The sequence below is a fragment of the Thioalkalivibrio sp. K90mix genome (genome assembly GCF_000025545.1).
In the GTDB taxonomy this organism is placed as follows: Bacteria; Pseudomonadota; Gammaproteobacteria; order Ectothiorhodospirales; family Ectothiorhodospiraceae; genus Thioalkalivibrio.
The window spans coordinates 2,462,419-2,477,253 of record NC_013889.1 but is presented as its reverse complement, the minus strand read 5'-3'; the positions used below and the strand labels follow the sequence as shown (position 1 = coordinate 2,477,253).

Annotated in this window: 16 protein-coding genes; 11 read left to right on the top strand and 5 right to left on the bottom strand. The window is 66.4% G+C overall.

Translation table 11 applies throughout. The features are described from left to right. Positions 1–38: 38 nt before the first annotated feature. The 5 genes from speD to TK90_RS11810 all read left to right on the top strand — a co-directional run bounded on the left by speD (position 39) and on the right by TK90_RS11810 (position 4,735). A complete protein-coding gene (gene speD, locus TK90_RS11830) occupies positions 39–848 on the top strand; it encodes an adenosylmethionine decarboxylase (RefSeq protein ID WP_012983717.1) in 810 nt (269 codons plus the stop codon). Positions 849–990: 142 nt separating this feature from the next. Next, positions 991–1,383 (top strand): PH domain-containing protein, encoded by a 393-nt coding sequence (locus tag TK90_RS11825; protein ID WP_012983716.1) that lies wholly within the window; start codon positions 991–993, stop codon positions 1,381–1,383. Then, on the top strand, positions 1,380–1,703 hold the full coding sequence (locus TK90_RS11820; protein WP_012983715.1) for a hypothetical protein: 324 nt from the start codon (positions 1,380–1,382) through the stop codon (positions 1,701–1,703). Before TK90_RS11825 ends, TK90_RS11820 begins: the two co-directional genes overlap by 4 nt. A gap of 39 nt (positions 1,704–1,742) precedes the next feature. Continuing rightward, the gene (locus TK90_RS11815) at positions 1,743–3,296 is read left to right on the top strand and encodes a bifunctional GNAT family N-acetyltransferase/carbon-nitrogen hydrolase family protein (RefSeq protein WP_012983714.1); all 1,554 of its coding nucleotides are present in this window, start codon (positions 1,743–1,745) and stop codon (positions 3,294–3,296) included. A gap of 143 nt (positions 3,297–3,439) precedes the next feature. Continuing rightward, the gene (locus TK90_RS11810; protein ID WP_012983713.1) at positions 3,440–4,735 is read left to right on the top strand and encodes a response regulator; all 1,296 of its coding nucleotides are present in this window, start codon (positions 3,440–3,442) and stop codon (positions 4,733–4,735) included. An 81-nt stretch (positions 4,736–4,816) separates the two neighbouring features. Here TK90_RS11810 and TK90_RS11805 read toward each other — a convergent pair whose 3' ends face one another. Then, entirely contained in the window at positions 4,817–5,596 is a 780-nt protein-coding gene (locus tag TK90_RS11805) for a dienelactone hydrolase family protein (protein WP_012983712.1), read from the bottom strand. A 159-nt stretch (positions 5,597–5,755) separates the two neighbouring features. On the opposite strand from TK90_RS11805, the gene TK90_RS11800 reads away from it, so the two are divergent. The 4 genes from TK90_RS11800 (at position 5,756) to TK90_RS11785 (ending at position 8,813) form a co-directional block, all read left to right on the top strand. Continuing rightward, positions 5,756–6,637 (top strand): HDOD domain-containing protein, encoded by an 882-nt coding sequence (locus TK90_RS11800; protein ID WP_012983711.1) that lies wholly within the window; start codon positions 5,756–5,758, stop codon positions 6,635–6,637. Positions 6,638–6,673: 36 nt separating this feature from the next. Then, positions 6,674–7,246, top strand: a complete 573-nt coding sequence (locus TK90_RS11795) for a Slp family lipoprotein (protein WP_012983710.1) — start codon at positions 6,674–6,676, stop codon at positions 7,244–7,246. Continuing rightward, positions 7,227–7,742: a Slp family lipoprotein gene (locus TK90_RS11790; RefSeq protein ID WP_083767907.1), complete on the top strand. Its 516-nt coding sequence runs from the start codon at positions 7,227–7,229 to the stop codon at positions 7,740–7,742. Before TK90_RS11795 ends, TK90_RS11790 begins: the two co-directional genes overlap by 20 nt. A gap of 72 nt (positions 7,743–7,814) precedes the next feature. Next, positions 7,815–8,813: a zinc-binding dehydrogenase gene (locus tag TK90_RS11785; protein ID WP_012983708.1), complete on the top strand. Its 999-nt coding sequence runs from the start codon at positions 7,815–7,817 to the stop codon at positions 8,811–8,813. 1 nt (position 8,814) lies between these two features. On the opposite strand, the gene TK90_RS11780 is transcribed toward TK90_RS11785, so the two are convergent. The 4 genes from TK90_RS11780 to TK90_RS11765 form a co-directional block, all read right to left on the bottom strand. Next, positions 8,815–10,029, bottom strand: coding sequence for a TraB/GumN family protein (locus TK90_RS11780; RefSeq protein WP_012983707.1), 1,215 nt, complete (start codon positions 10,027–10,029; stop codon positions 8,815–8,817). Positions 10,030–10,110: 81 nt separating this feature from the next. Then, a complete protein-coding gene (locus TK90_RS11775; RefSeq protein WP_012983706.1) occupies positions 10,111–11,253 on the bottom strand; it encodes a hypothetical protein in 1,143 nt (380 codons plus the stop codon). Continuing rightward, complete coding sequence (locus TK90_RS11770) at positions 11,253–12,620, bottom strand: adenylate/guanylate cyclase domain-containing protein (RefSeq protein ID WP_017925157.1); 1,368 nt, start codon at positions 12,618–12,620, stop codon at positions 11,253–11,255. The genes TK90_RS11775 and TK90_RS11770 overlap by 1 nt, the downstream gene beginning before the upstream one ends. A gap of 26 nt (positions 12,621–12,646) precedes the next feature. After that, positions 12,647–13,480, bottom strand: coding sequence for an inositol monophosphatase family protein (locus TK90_RS11765; RefSeq protein WP_012983704.1), 834 nt, complete (start codon positions 13,478–13,480; stop codon positions 12,647–12,649). A 60-nt stretch (positions 13,481–13,540) separates the two neighbouring features. On the opposite strand from TK90_RS11765, the gene TK90_RS11760 reads away from it, so the two are divergent. After that, the gene (locus TK90_RS11760; protein WP_012983703.1) at positions 13,541–13,894 is read left to right on the top strand and encodes a DUF3301 domain-containing protein; all 354 of its coding nucleotides are present in this window, start codon (positions 13,541–13,543) and stop codon (positions 13,892–13,894) included. Then, a complete protein-coding gene (locus TK90_RS11755) occupies positions 13,891–14,832 on the top strand; it encodes a hydrogen peroxide-inducible genes activator (protein ID WP_012983702.1) in 942 nt (313 codons plus the stop codon). The genes TK90_RS11760 and TK90_RS11755 overlap by 4 nt, the downstream gene beginning before the upstream one ends. The last annotated feature ends 3 nt before the right edge of the window (positions 14,833–14,835 follow it).

The window sequence follows — 14,835 nt, the reverse complement described above, 5'->3', positions numbered from 1 at the left end:
ATCCGCCGTTCCCTGCGCACCGGGCAAGAGGAAATGCCATGCCCCGTCACAAGAAGCAGATCAAGCTCCACGGGTTCAACAACCTGACCAAGAGCCTGAGCTTCAACATCTATGACATCTGCTACGCCTCCGGCGAACGCCATCGAGACGAGTACATTGCGTACATCGACGAGGCCTACAACGCCCAGCGTCTGACGCAGATCCTGACGGACGTGGCCCACCTGATTGGGGCCAATATCCTGGATATCTCGCGTCAGGACTATGACCCGCAGGGCGCCTCGGTGACGATGCTGATCTCCGAGGAGCCGGTGGCGACCGAGATGATTGGGTACACCGAGGGCCCGGGCCCGCTGCCGGAGACGGTTGTCGGCCACCTCGACAAGAGCCATATCACGGTCCATACCTATCCCGAGGCGCACCCGGAGGGCGGGATCGCGACGTTCCGCGCGGATATCGATGTCTCCACCTGCGGGCGCATCTCGCCGCTGCGGGCCCTGAACTACCTGATCCACAGCTTCGAGTCGGACATCGTGATCATGGATTACCGCGTGCGCGGCTTTACCCGTGATGTGCGCGGCAAGAAGCACTTCATCGATCACAAGATCAATTCCATCCAGGACTTCCTCTCCCGCGATACCAAGGAGAAGTACCAGATGGTGGATGTGAACGTGTACCAGGAGTACCTGTTCCACACCAAGATGGTCCTGAAGGACTTCGATCTGGACAGCTACCTGTTCGGCCTGGGCAAGGATGACTACTCGGCGAAAGAGGCCAAGCGCATCGCCAAGTTGCTCAAGCACGAGATGATGGAGATCTTCTACGGCAAGAACATGAGCCGCCCCGCCTGACCCGGGTGGGTCGCCCCCTTCGGCGGGCTGGTCATCCACCTTTGAGTCATCGGGCGGGGCTTGGCACCCTGTCCACACCGTGCGCGCGTCGGGCGCGCCATCTGGCACACTGTCGGTACCTGTCCGCAGAACCGGAGGTCCCATGTCCAGTCGTGCGCCCGCGATCGACGCCCACCCGGCGATGTTTCGCAATCACCCGTTCGGGTTCATTCTCAGCGTACTGCTGATCGCGGCCTTCGGCCTGGGTCTGCTGATCCTGTTGTGGTGGTATCTGCAGACCCGTTCGGTGCGTCTGCGCATCGATGCCGATCAGGTTCATCTGGAGGAGGGACTCCTCAGCAAGTCCCATGTGGACCTCGATATCGGGCAGATTCGCACGGTGAAGGTGAACCAGAGCTTCTGGAATCGGGTCTTCCGGGTTGGCGAGATTGCGGTGTACACCACGGGCGACAACCCGGAGTTTCGCGTCACCGGCATCCCGGACCCGCACCGCGTGCGCGACTATGTGCGCGATCGCCGCGAGGCGGCCGCGTGAGCACCCGGGATCGCCGCGACAGCCGCCTGGCCCTGCGCATCCTGCTGGGGACCTCGGCACTGGCCGCGTTGCTGGTGGCGTTGATCGTGCTGGGCGCGGCGGTCACGCTGCCCGGCCTGTCCGAGTGGGTCGCCACCACCTTCGATGACGGCATGGGGCTGCAGATGGCGGCCCTGGTCGCCGCGATCGTCTCGGTGCTGGTGATGCTGGTGTTCGCGCTGGCGGCCGGCGAAGGGCTTATTGGTGAGCTGCAGTTCATGATCCCCGGTTTCTTTTTGTTCTTTGTCTTTTTCTGGCTGCTGCTGGCCTGGATCTTTTGATCCGGCCGGCGGGCGGTCCCGTCACGGAGCACTCAACGCGTGAGTAATCAGCAAGATGCCGACCCCAATGTGCCGCACCGGCTGACGCTGCGGCCGACGCGGATGGAGGACTACGACGATATCCGCGAGATCATGGAGCGGGTCTACGAGGACCTCGACGGGGCCTGGAGCGAGGCCCAGTTTCGTTCGCAGATCTCCCGTTTCCCCGAGGGCCAGATCTGCATCGAGGACAAGGGCAAGGTGGTAGCCGCGGCGATCAGCCTGATCGTCGAATACAAGCGTTTCGGCGATCAGCACGGCTACTGGCAGATCACCGGAAACGGGTTTCTGACAACTCACGACCCGGACGGCGACACCCTCTATGGCGTGGATATCTTCGTCCACCCCGATTACCGCGGCCTGCGTCTCGGGCGTCGCCTGTACGACGCGCGCAAGGAGCTGTGCCAGAAGCTCAATCTGCGCGCGATCGTGGCCGGTGGGCGCATTCCGGGCTACGAGCAGTACCGTGACGAACTGACTCCACAACAGTATGTGGAGAAGGTGAAGAACCACGAGGTCACCGACCCGATCCTGACCTTTCAGCTGGCCAACGATTTCCACGTCCGCAAGATCATCACCAACTACCTCCCGGACGACGAGAAGTCCGGCGCCTACGCGACGCTGATCGAGTGGCTGAACATCTACTACGAGGAGAAGGAGAAGCTGATCGGGGGGAGCCGGTCGGACGTGCGCATTGGCGTGGTCCAGTGGCAGATGCGGCCGACCCCGCACCTCGATTCGCTGTTTCAGCAGGTGGAGTACTTTGTCGATGCCGTCTCCGGCTACCGCTCCGACTGCGTGCTGTTCCCGGAGTTCTTCAACGGGCCGCTGATGGGGGCATTCAACCAGGAATACCCGGCCGAGGCGGTGCGCCACCTGGCCGAATACACCGAGCAGATCCGCGAGGAGATGGTGCGCCTGGCGCTTGCCTACAACATCAATATCGTCGCCGGTTCGATGCCCGAGTACAGCGACGAGGTCCTGCGCAATGTCTCCTACCTGTGCCGGCGCGATGGCACCTGGGATCGCCAGTACAAGGTGCACGTCACCCCCGACGAGGTCGCCTACTGGGGCCTGCAGGGTGGCGACGAGGTGCACGTGTTCGACACCGACTTCGGCAAGATCGGCATCCTGATCTGCTACGACGTCGAGTTCCCGGAGCTGCCCCGGGTGATGGCCGAGAAGGGGCTGCAGATCCTGTTCGTGCCGTTCTGGACCGACACCAAGAATGCCTATCTGCGGGTGCGCCGTTGTGCCCAGGCGCGCGCGATCGAAAACGAGTGTTATGTGGTCATGTCCGGCTCGGTCGGCAACCTGCCGAAGGTCGAGAACATGGATATGCAGTATTCACAGGCGGCGGTGTTCACACCGTCCGATTTCGCATTCCCGCACGATGCGGTGGCCGCCGAGGCGACGCCCAATACCGAGATGACCCTGATTGTCGATCTTGACCTCGACAACCTGAAAGAACTGCGCAATCACGGCTCGGTGCGCAACCTGCGTGACCGGCGGCGGGATCTCTACACGGTCCAGTGGAAATCGAAGCCCGTCTGAGCCGGGAGGAAAAACGTGACCGGGTTCGCACCGGGTTGCGGTCTGCGCTGGCGCCGGGGCGGGTGCATGCGTAACCTTCTGGACGGGATTTCGAGTCCGGCCGGGCAGGGATGCGCGGCCTCGACGTGCCCGGGAGGGCTTTGATGACTGAACAAAAACCGTCAGCGACCCGCACCGCCATCCTGGTGGTGGACGACTCCAAGGTGATCCGGATCGCCCTCCAGCGCATCCTGCAGGGCGAGCGCGTGGTCTACGAGGCCGCGGATGGCGAAGAGGCCTGGTCGTTACTGCAGCGCAACGCTGATATCGGTCTGGTGCTGACCGACCTGTCCATGCCGGGCCTGGATGGCCAGGACCTGCTGCTGCGTATCCGCGATGGCGCTGAAGGGCTTCCGGCCGATCTCCCGGTCGCCATTATCACCGGACAGGAAAGTGACGAGGCCGCCAGCCGGGAATGGCTGCAGCTGGGTGCCAATGCCGTGCTGATGAAGCCTTTCGTGCCTGGCCGCGTGCGCGAGGTCGTGAACGAGCTGCTGCCGCTGGCCCCTGGGGGTGGTGGTGATCAGGCCCTGCGACAGGAGGTAGAACGACTGCGTCGCGAGCTGATGCTTCGCCAGCAGTCCGCCAGCGAGCGCGAGGCCCAGCGCGAGATCGAGCGCCTGCGTACCGCGCTGAGCGAGGCCCGGGACGAGGCGACGGCCGCCTTGCAGCGGGCGGAGGAAAGCGAAGGCCAGTTGGCTGAGCTCCAGGCGGCCGAGGTGATCGCGGAAGAACCCCTGGATGAAGAGGCCGCGGTCCCGGACTCGCCCGAGCAGGTCGAGGAGCTGGAAAAGTTACGCGCCCGGGTGCGTGAGTTCGAGAACGAAAATATCCGCCTGGACCACGAACTGGTGGAACTGGATCGGCTGCGCGAGACCGTGCAGAGGGAGCGCGATCAAGCCCTGGAAGAGGCGGCCCGGCTGCGTCAGGAACGCAATCAGCAGTGCGAGCGTGCTGCGGCGGCGGAGCGGGCGCGGGCCGATCTGGAGGCCCGTTGCTCGGAGCAGGATGGTTCCTCGTCGGCCCTGGCCGAGCGGCTGGCCAAGCGCGAGCAGGAGCTGGCAGAGGCACGCGAGCGCAATCAGGATCTGCGAGCCCGCATCCGCGAGCTGGAGCTGGGGTCGGTGGCGCCGGATGCGACGCCGGCCCTGTCGGGACGGGAACATGACGCCCCGGTTGCGCGTGGGGAGGCACATGAGCCACTGGTGGCCCGCGCCAACGAGCCGATGGCGGCTGCGCCGGCGCTGGCGGCCGACACCCCTGCAGCCAGGCCTTCCTCGCGCAAGCGCCGCAGTCGTTCGGCGCCTTCGCGCGGCTGGCGCTGGTTGAAACTGGCGATCCTGATTATGGTGGCCGTCGTGGTGGGGCTTGGGACCCTGATCTTCTTCCGCAACTTCTGACCGGAGCGACGGCTTCGGGGTGAGTGAATCGAGCGCGGCGGACCAGGGTCCGCCGCGCTCACGCAGGGCGGGACACCCGAATTACATGCGCTCCAGGGCGCTTAGCAGGTGCTTCCAGGAGTCGCGGTCGGCCCGTTCGTCGTAGCCCACCGGCATGTCGAACTTCTCCGCGATCTCGTCGGCCCCGGGGTTGGTGAAGCTGTGCACCACACCGGAGAAATCGACGAAGGTGTAGGTGGCCTCAGCGTTGTCCATCTCCTCGCGGAAATCGGCCACCTGCTCCGGCGGAACCATCGGGTCGGCCGCGCCGTTGAACACCAGGATCTCCGCTTTCACGTCGCCGGCACCGGCGGGGTGATCCGTGACCAGTGCGCCATGGAAGCTGGAAACCAGGGCCAGATCCATCCCGGCCCGTGCGGCCTCCAGCACTACGGTGCCACCGAAGCAGTAGCCGAGTGCGGCCAGGGCCTGATCGGCCGTGGCATCGTGATCCTTGAGCCAGTCGTGCGCGGCTGTGAACCGGCCCAGCAGAAGATCCCGGTTGCCACGGATCTGGCCGGCGAACTCCCCGGCCTCCGATGGGTGATCGGCCTTCTTGCCGCTGCCGTACATGTCCAGCGCGAATGCGGCGTAGCCCTCGCGCGCCAGTTGTTCGGCCCGGTCGCGGGCGTATTCGTTGTGGCCCCACCACTCATGGACCACCAGGACGCCGGGGTGCGGGCCGTCGCTGTCGGGATAGGCGAGATAGCCGGTCATCTCCTCGCCGTCATGTTCGTAGGTAACCTCCTCGGTCTGAATGCCGGCCAGGGCCAGGCCAGGGAGCGTAAAGGCCAGTAGTGCAGCGGTCAGACGAAATGCCATGGGACAACCTCCGTTGTGAGGGACGAGCCACCAATAGTGACCCGAGTACCTGATTATGGTTCGTTCCGCCGCGATTTGCCGGCGCTTCGTTTCCCTGGCGGGGAGCATGGGGCTACAGTAGACACAACGGGGCGTGCGGCCCCGTTATGGAGAACCAGGATGTCCGAGATGCACGCAACGGAAAGCCTCGAGGCGCGCGTCCAGTCGGCCGACAAGCTGCTGGCGATGCCGCAGGTCGTGTTCGAGGTCGCACGCCTGCTGGAGGATGACAGCAGTACCCCGGGGCAGATTGCCACGACCCTTGGGCGGGACCCCGGGCTGGTGGCCCTCGTCCTGCGCCTGGCCAACAGCCCGGTGTACGCCCAGACGCGCAGCGTCGATACCGTGGAGCGCGCGGTGAGCCTGCTTGGACGAGACACCCTTCAGCGTCTGGTCGTCGCCGGTGCGATTACCCGTGCTACAGGCAGCATCCCCGACCAGGAGCGACTGCCGCTGGAGGTGTTCTGGCGCCATTCTGCCTACTGTGCGGTGATCGCCCGCCACCTGGCCGACCGTGTCCTGCCGCGCCAGGCTGGCAGTGTCTTTCTCGCCGGGCTCTTGCACGACCTGGGCAAGCTCCTGCTGTTTACGCAGTCGCCGGAGGCGGCGCACCGGGCATTTCTTTCCAGCCTGGATACCGGGGCGGGCCCGAGTCCGCAGCGGGCCGAGCGCGACCAACTGGGGTTCGACCACGCGCAGCTGGGCGGTGCCCTGGCCGCCCACTGGGGGCTGCCGGAGAGTCTGGTCGCCTGTGTGGCCGGACACCACCATCCACAGGCGGCGCCCGAGGCACACCGGTTGGCGGTGATGCTGGTGCATCTTGCCAATACGGGCGCCCACCTGGCGGAGATCGACTCGCGCGACTGGGCCGACGCCCCGCCGGTGGACGAGGGGGTCTGGCAGGCCGTCGGGCTGGAGCCCGAAGACCTGTTGCGGGCCGTGGAGGCGGCCCAGCACGAGGTCGTGGATGTCGAGGCGCTTTGTGCGCCAGGCCCGGAGTGACGCGAACCTTGGTACACCGCGGGTGGTCCTAAAGACATGAACCTGCGCCGCCATTTTTCTTTGCTGACCGGTCTGTTGCTGGCTGGTTTGCTCGTCGGTTGCGCGAGCATCCCCGAAGGGATCGAGCCACTGCCCGAGGAGCCCCTGACCCGCGCCGAGGTCCTCGCCGACACCGAAGCGACAATGGGACAGGCGGTGGTCTGGGGCGGCGTCATTGCAAAGGTCGAGAACACCCGCGACGGCACCCGGCTCGAGATTGTGGCGCGCCCGCTCAATCGCGAGGCGCGTCCGCGCGAGGTCGACCAGTCGGAAGGGCGGTTCCGCGCCTATATCGACGACTTTCTCGATCCCCAGGTGTACGAGGAGGGGCGCGAGGTCACGGTGCGCGGACGGCTGGACGGAATCGAGGAAGGCTCGATTGGCGAGTTTGACTACCGCTTTGTCCGCATCGACGCGCAGACGGTACACCTGTGGGCCAAGCGCCCCCCGCCGCGTGATCCGTATTACTACGACCCATGGGGACCGCCGGGCTATATGGGCCCGTACTGGCGGCCGCATCCCTACCACTGGCGTCACGACCCCTGGCGATATGATCCCTGGTACTGGTAACGCATGGCGCATCCGAGTGGCTGCGCTGGTGCTGATGATGGCGCCAGTGCTGCTGGTGGGCTGCGCCTCCGGCCCGCTGGATATCCCCGACGCGGTAGGCGATCCGGTGCCCCCGCGCAGTGTGACCGCCGACAGCCTGCCAGCCGAGGATCAGGTGTGGGGCGGGGTGATTGCCCGGGTCGACAACCGAGCGGACAGCACGGTGATCGAGGTGGTCAGCTACCCGTTGCAGCGCCAGGAGCCGCAGACGCGACAGGCCAATACGGGACGTTTTCGCCTCAAGGTCGACGGCTTTGCCGATCCGGTGGACTACCGCCCGGGACGGCGCGTTACCGCGGTGGGGACGGTATCAGGGACCGAAGAGGGGTCGATCGGGGAGCTGGCTTACGTCTTCCCGCTGCTGGACGCCTATTCCGTCCATCTGTGGCCAGACCCGGAGCCTCCTAGACCTTCGTCGGGCGTACGTTTCGGGATCGGTATCGGGATTGGCCTCTAGCGCGTCGCTGGAAAGACTTCCCGAAGCGGTATCAAAATCCACAAGGCATGTTCAAACACGAGGAGTCGCTCGATGCGAGCCATCGTTTTCGACGAGCCCGGTGGGGCGGATGTTCTGGAACTAAGGGAGGTCCCCGAGCCCGAGCTTGAAGGGACTGACGACGTAAAGATTCGGCTGCTGGCGGCTGGGGTGAATCCCGTCGACACCAAGGTTCGGACGCGAGGCATGCTGGTGCCCGGCGCGCCACGCAACACGCCCGGTTGTGACGGCGTCGGTGTGGTCGAGTCCTGCGCCAGTGGTGTGCGCCATGTTCGCCCGGGGCAGCGCGTGTCCTTTTGCTTTGGTGGCGTGGGGGCGGACCCGGGTACCTATGCCGAGCAGGTGGTAGTCCCGGAGGCGGCCGTGGTGCCGGTGCCGGCCGCGGTGACGGACCTGCAGGCCGCGTCCCTGCCGCTGACCTGGCTCACGGCCTGGGAGGCATTGTTCGAGCGTGCCGATCTGCAGCGCGGGCAGACCGTGCTGGTGCATGCCGCTGCAGGCGGGGTGGGGCAGATGGCCGTGCAGATCGCACGCGCGGCCGGCGCCCGGGTCCTGGGACTGGTGCGGCGCGAGGAGGCTCGGCGCCTGGTGACCGGCCTGGGCGGCGACGTGGTCGACCTGGCCCGGCCCGATGCCGAGGAGTCGATCCGGGCCTACACCGACGGTCGCGGTTTCGACATCGTGCTGGATACCGTGGGCGGGCCGGTCTTTCGCGACGGGCTGGCACAGGTGGCCTACGGCGGTGACCTGGTGACCCTTTTGGCGCCGCCGGATGACGTGGACTGGAACGCGGCGCGTCTGCGCAACCCCAGTATCAGCCTGGAGCTGATGCTGACCCCGATGCTGGAAGGGGATCGTCGGCGCCTGAAGCACCAGGCTACGCTGGTGGCCGAGGGACTCGCGCGCCTGGCCAGCGGACGGCTGCAGGTCAATGTAGAGGACAGCCTGCCACTGGCCGAGGCGGCCGAGGCGCACCGGCGCATCGAGGCCGGCGGGCGTCGCGGCAAGCTGGTCCTGCGGATCCCGGAGTAGGTTAGCTACCGAACAGGTGGCTGAATATGCGCGCGCCACCGATATAGGTGCCGGCCGCGGAGCCGAGCGTTGTTAGCAGGAAGACCAGCAGCACGCGCGAGACCCGGTTGCGCCACCAGCCCCGCGGGGTGGTGGTGTCCTGACGCAGGCGCGCAAAGTCGTCGACCCGTGGTTTGCGCAGAAACAGCTCGGCCGCGGCCGCGACGAAGCCCACCCCGATGGTCGGGTTCAGCGAGGTCAGGGGTGCAGCCAGCGCCGCCGTGAGCACGGTCAGCGGATGCGCCAGCGCGATAATCGCGCCAATGGCGGCCAGGCCGCCGTTGATCATCACCCAGTCCATCACCATCTGCAGGCCGATGTCCGGGTTGCGCAGGAAACCGATCACGAAGCCGGTCAGGATCACGGCGACGATCACCCACGGCAGGATCTTGGGCCAGCGCGCTTTGGGTGGTGGCTGGTCGAGGGAGTCCAGGATGGCATCGGGCGGCGTCAGCTCGTCTTCCACCTGGGTCGCGATCCCGGACAGGTGCCCGGCACCGACCACGGCGAGGATGCGGCGGTGGTTGCCGGACTCGGCCAGACGCCGCAGGTGGGCCGCCATATACTGGTCGCGCTCGTGGATCAGCGTGCGATAGAGATCCTCCGACTGTTCGGCGAATTCGCTGAAGGTGGACTCCAGCATGTCGCCTTCCTTCAGCCGTTCGATCTCCGATTCGTCGATTTTCTCGCGCGAGAGAACCGAGCCGAACAGCCCGCCGATCAGGCCCATGCGCTGCCACCAGGGCACGGCGCGATAGGTGCGCCGCAACGTCAGGCCGAGGTCGCGGTCGATCAGCGCCAGCGGCAGGCCGCGATCCAGCGCCACGTCCATTGCCGCGCGCATTTCGGCACCGGGCTCGATTCCGTACTGTTCCGCCAGGCGCTGCTGGTAGGCGCCCAGCGCGAGGCTCGCGGCGATCATCGGGGCCTGCCCCTGGCGCATTACGCTGAACAGATCCATGCGCCCGACCGCGTCGGGATCCAGCATCGCGCGCTGGCGGCTCTCGCACAGTTCGATGGCCACCGCATCGAACTCGCCGGTGTCGACCAGGGCACGCACCTTGTCGGCGCTGGCGCGGGATACATGCGCGGTGCCCAGTACCACGACCTCGGTATCGCCCAGCTGCAGGACGCGGTGGGGTTCGTCGGTGATCAACTCGTGGACAGAAGCACTCATCGCAGGGGGTGGTTCCGGTTAGGCGGGCGCGGCAATCCTAGCAGGGTCGCCGCATGGGGACGACCTGCCAGCTTGTGGATATCAGGACTCCGACTCCTCGTCCCCCTCGGCATCCTCGGTGTCGGGGATGGGGGAGGCCTCCGGGTCGACCGGCGCCGGGGCCTCGGGGATGCGCAGGGTGTCCAGCCGCTCGAGTACGCGCAGGGCCCGCTCGCGCGCGGTGGCCAGCCCGGAATGACTGGGGGCCAGCGCAAGTCCTTCTTCCCAGGTGTTGACCGCCTCCTGGATCTGGCCGGCCGTGTACTGGCGGCGACCCTCTTCCAGCAGGTGCTCGGCGCGCTGGTCGCGCTGTTCGCGCCACTCATCGCACAGGGAGATGCGCGCCCGCTGGGCGGCCTGGTCGGGGCCGGAGGCGTCCTCGTCCAACTGGATGTCTCGGCTGCGACACCACTGGGCGGCCCGCTGCAATTCGCCGGCCTGCAGTGCCTGACGCAGCTGCGCGTTGATCGCGGACAGGCGTTCGGCCTGCTCTTCGCGGTCCTTGTCTTCCTCGCGCGTGCGCATCTCTTCCTGGAGTTCGCGGATGCGGGCGGCCCGTTCGCTGACCGGGGATAAATCCTGTGCCAGGCGCAGCAGGTCCAGGCGCTCGCGCCCCTCGCTGTCGTCGGCATACTGCTCCAGGGCCTCGGCCAGGGCGGGGGCCCGTTCGCTCAGGGCGTCCGGGTCCGCGGGCAGCTGATCGGTATCCGGAACCAGGGGACGCATGATCTCCAGCAGGCGGAGTTGCTGAACCAGGTTGCGGGCCTCGAGGACATCGTGGCGCTGCTGCAGGGTGCGCAGGCCGACCTGGCGCTGGCGCTCGAGCTGGTCAATGAAGCGGGCACGCTTCTCGCTTTCGGGCAGGCGGGAGTCGGCGTCTTCCAGGATTCCCAGGGCCTCCGCGACCGCGCCCTCGGCGGAAACAGCCCGTGCGTCCTTCATGGCCTGTTCCGCTGCTTCCTGTGCCATGATCTCGATCTGCTCGCGGCGCGAGGCCCATTCGGCGGCTGGCTCGGGCTCGTGCTCGTCGATCAGCTCCAGGGCGCGCTGGTACTCGCCTTCCTCGACGGCGGCTTCAATCTGGTCTTCCGCCGTCATGAAGGGCTGCATGCCGGCACAGCCCTGGAAAAAAAGCAGGGCGAGGGTGGCCAGCAGCAGGCCTGGTCGCGCGCCGGGGAGTCTCATCAATGGGCGTCCGCCACCGCGAGGATACGAATCACCTCGGCGGGTTCGCTGACGCCGTGTAACTCGTGCGTCCCCCAGTGTTCGGTTTCAAACTGCCCTTTCACCTGCTCATGCTCCATGAAGCACTGCGTGGTTACCATGCCGGCGGATGGCGCGACCGTGACCAGGCGAGCCGCCACGTTGACGGTGTCGCCGACCACGGTGAATTGCATGCGATCCTGTGCGCCCATGTTGCCGGCCAGCATCTCGCCCGCGTTCAAGCCAATGCGGAATTCGACGCGTTCCTCGCCCCGGGCCTCGCGTTCGGCGTTGATCGCGGCGACCGTTTCCAGCAACGCGAGTCCGGTTCGTGCGGCCGTCTGGCGATGGTTCTCGTCACCGCCGAGGCCAAACACCGCCATGGTACAGTCGCCCATGTACTTGTCTACCGTCCCACCGTGACGGGCAATACATTCCGCCATCGGACCGAAGAATTCATTCAGCATGCGGCCGAGTTCTTCCGGGGTGCAGCGTTCCGACAGCGCGGTATAGCCCTTGATGTCCGCGAACAGCACCGAGCCCTCGACCGCCCGCCCTCCGAGCTCGATCCGGTCGAGATTCTCCAGGATGTCCTGCGCGATCGCGTCGGAGACATAACGGCGCAGGGCCGATTCGACCTGGTCCTTGCGCAGCAGGTCCTGGGCCATGTTGTTGAAGGCGTCGGTCAGCTGGGCGATCTCGTCCTCGTGCACCATCGGCAAGGGCCGCCCGTGCTCGTCGACTGGATGGCGTATGCGTTCGCGCATGGCATGTGCCAGGCGCTCCAGCGGACGCACCAGGCGCTTGCTGATGTCGATCGCCAGGATCAGGCTGAGCAGAAAGACCCCGATCGCCGTCGCAATCCCCGCATTGATGGTGTTGCGGATCAGCTCCTGCATGGGGGTCGTGTCGATGTGCGCCTCGATGTACCCGACCTGGACATCCTGAAAGTGCACCTCGCGCTGGTAGGGCTCTACCGGGCCCGCCAGTGGCCACACCCCCTCGCTGATGCCTCCTCCGGGAGAGGGCGGGGTGCCGGCCGAGGCGATCACGCCGCGATCGATGGCGTAGGCGGTGACCGACTCGACGCGACCGTCTTCGACCAGCGAGTTCAGCAGGGTCTCCAGGGTCAGGTAGTCCTCGGCCAGCATCAGTTCGGCCGAGGTGCGGGCGACGGGCGCCAGGGTCAGTTCGGCCTGGGCCTGGATCTGGTTGTTGAGGACATTGGTGACCTGGTTCAGCACCACCACCGAAAGGGTGCCGATGCCCAGCAGGGTCAGGATGGCGACGACCGCGACGATCTTCCAGGCGATGGGGAGGTAGCGGGGGGTGAAATCGCCCGCCGACAAACGCCCGTTGTTTGGCTTTCGAGATTTCACGAGAGAGACGCCATGGAGAGCTGTCGGCGTGGGGCGGTCCACGCCTGCCATTGATCGAACAACGCGGCCGAACGGGCCGCGATGGCCGAGCGCTTGTCCAGGGAACGGTCAAACGCCGCCTCTCCCTCGAGGTTGCTCATCGTGCCACCGGCGCGGGCCAGCATCAGGGTCCCGGCGGCGCTGTCCCACAGGGCCTGTCCTCCATGCAGGTACAGATCGGCGCGCCCGGCCGCCAACCAGGCCCATTCCAGGGCGCAAGCCCCCAGGTTGCGCTGCGAGCGGTAGGGGGCGTCGGTGGCCATGGCCGCCGCAAGACCGGGGTCCAGACGCTTGTAGTCGACGAGGGCGATGGCTTTGTCCAGGCGGCTGGCCGGCGCGCGGGCGGCTGTCGGGGGTGGCGCATCGTTCAGCAGCAGGGGCCCGTCTTCTTTTGCGGTAAAGAGTTCGTCCCGTACCGGGTCGTAGGTCGCGCCGTGGGTGACGCGGTCGCCCTCGATGCGCGCAATCGAGATCGCGAAAAAGGGCATGCCGCCGGCGAAGTTACTGGTGCCGTCCAGCGGGTCGACCAGCCAGAAGGCGGGTGCCTGGTCGAGTACGCGGGCCTGCTCCTGCCGCGATTGCTCCTCGCTCAGTACGGGTTCGCCTGCGATCGCGGTCCCCAGCAGGTCGCGCAGTCGTGCATCGACGGCATGGTCGGCCTGCGTGATCACCGAGCCATCGGCCTTGTAGTCCACCGCAATCCCGGCCTCGAAGCGGGGTAGCAGCTCGCTCTGGCCAACAGAACGGAGCTCTCCGGCGAGTTGATTGAATGCATTTATGCTGATGGACATGGGACGTCGAGTGCAGGGCGGTCGTCGGCAAGAAATGGAATGTGGGTATCATACCCGTCCATGACGGCTTTGCTGATAATCCTCGCCCTGGTTCTGGTGGCCTTTTACGTGAACGACTCCTGGCGCACCCACGAACGGGTGCGACAGATCGCGCGGCGCAGTTGCGAACAGGCCGGCGTACAGTTGCTGGATGGCAGCGTGGTACGCACGCGCCAGTCCATTCGACGCCGGCCCGGAGGCCTGGCCTGGTGGCGGCAATACCGCTTTGAATTCGCCACCGATGGGGCCAGCCGACATGTCGGCGAGATCTCGCTGGACGGCCGTCGCCTGCGCCATGTCACCCTCGACCTGCCCGATGACGGGCGCCTGGTGGATGGCGATAACGGTGCGGGGCATCGGGGCCCCGAACGATGACGCTGAGCGAGCTGCGCTATGTCGTTGCGGTGGCCGACCGGCGCCATTTTGGTCGAGCGGCCGAGGCTTGTCATGTCAGTCAGCCGTCTTTGTCCGTCGCCATTCGCAAACTTGAAGATGAACTGGGGGTTACGCTGTTCGAGCGTGGCCGTGGCGAGGTCAGCGTGACCCCGGCCGGCGAGCAAATCGTGACCCAGGCCCGTCGGGTGCTGACCGAGGTGGAGCATCTGCGTGCGGTGGCGGTGCAGAGTCAGGACCAGCTGGCGGGTCCCCTGCGACTCGGGGCCATCTACACCATTGGCCCGTACCTGCTGCCCGAGCTGATCCCGGTGCTGCGCGAGCGTGCACCCAGAATGCCGCTGGTGATCGAGGAGAACTACACCGACCGATTGCGCGAGCGACTGAAGCACGGCGAACTGGACGCGATCATCATCTCGTTGCCGTTCGAAGAGCCGGGGGTGGTCACGCTGCCGTTGTACGACGAGCCTTTCGTCGCGGTGCTGCCGGGCGGCCACCCCCTGCAGGACAAGAAGACGCTGACCCTCGAGGACATGGCGGACGCCACCTTGCTGATGCTCGGTGCCGGGCACTGCTTCCGTGATCAGGTGCTGGAGCGCTGTCCCGCCTGCCAGAGGACGGTCACCGCCGATGGCAGTACGCCGCGCAATATGGAGGGCTCCTCGCTGGAGACCATTCGCCATATGGTGGCCTCGGGTATGGGCGTGACCATTCTGCCGTGTACGGCGGTGGGGGCCGATCGCTACGCCCAGCGCCTGCTGGCCGTGCGTCGATTCGAGGACCCGGCGCCCAGCCGCCGGGTAGCGCTGGCCTGGCGTACCAGTTTCCCGCGGCCGGAGGCGATCGAGGCCCTGCGTCAGGCCATCCTGGCCACGGCGCTCACCTGTGTGGATTTCATTCAGCCCGGCGAGAACCCCTGAGTA

Bases quoted from the DNA above. Each gene is read 5' to 3' on its own strand.
- TK90_RS11755 (WP_012983702.1), top strand. From the start codon at position 13,891: ATGACGCTGAGCGAGCTGCGCTATGTCGTTGCGGTGGCCGACCGGCGC.
- TK90_RS11825 (WP_012983716.1), top strand. From the start codon at position 991: ATGTCCAGTCGTGCGCCCGCGATCGACGCCCACCCGGCGATGTTTCGC.
- TK90_RS11795 (WP_012983710.1), top strand. From the start codon at position 6,674: ATGAACCTGCGCCGCCATTTTTCTTTGCTGACCGGTCTGTTGCTGGCT.
- TK90_RS11775 (WP_012983706.1), bottom strand. From the start codon at position 11,253: ATGAGACTCCCCGGCGCGCGACCAGGCCTGCTGCTGGCCACCCTCGCC.
- TK90_RS11785 (WP_012983708.1), top strand. From the start codon at position 7,815: ATGCGAGCCATCGTTTTCGACGAGCCCGGTGGGGCGGATGTTCTGGAA.
- TK90_RS11780 (WP_012983707.1), bottom strand. From the start codon at position 10,029: ATGAGTGCTTCTGTCCACGAGTTGATCACCGACGAACCCCACCGCGTC.
- TK90_RS11800 (WP_012983711.1), top strand. From the start codon at position 5,756: ATGTCCGAGATGCACGCAACGGAAAGCCTCGAGGCGCGCGTCCAGTCG.
- TK90_RS11765 (WP_012983704.1), bottom strand. From the start codon at position 13,480: ATGTCCATCAGCATAAATGCATTCAATCAACTCGCCGGAGAGCTCCGT.
- TK90_RS11790 (WP_083767907.1), top strand. From the start codon at position 7,227: ATGATCCCTGGTACTGGTAACGCATGGCGCATCCGAGTGGCTGCGCTG.
- TK90_RS11760 (WP_012983703.1), top strand. From the start codon at position 13,541: ATGACGGCTTTGCTGATAATCCTCGCCCTGGTTCTGGTGGCCTTTTAC.
- TK90_RS11810 (WP_012983713.1), top strand. From the start codon at position 3,440: ATGACTGAACAAAAACCGTCAGCGACCCGCACCGCCATCCTGGTGGTG.
- speD (WP_012983717.1), top strand. From the start codon at position 39: ATGCCCCGTCACAAGAAGCAGATCAAGCTCCACGGGTTCAACAACCTG.
- TK90_RS11805 (WP_012983712.1), bottom strand. From the start codon at position 5,596: ATGGCATTTCGTCTGACCGCTGCACTACTGGCCTTTACGCTCCCTGGC.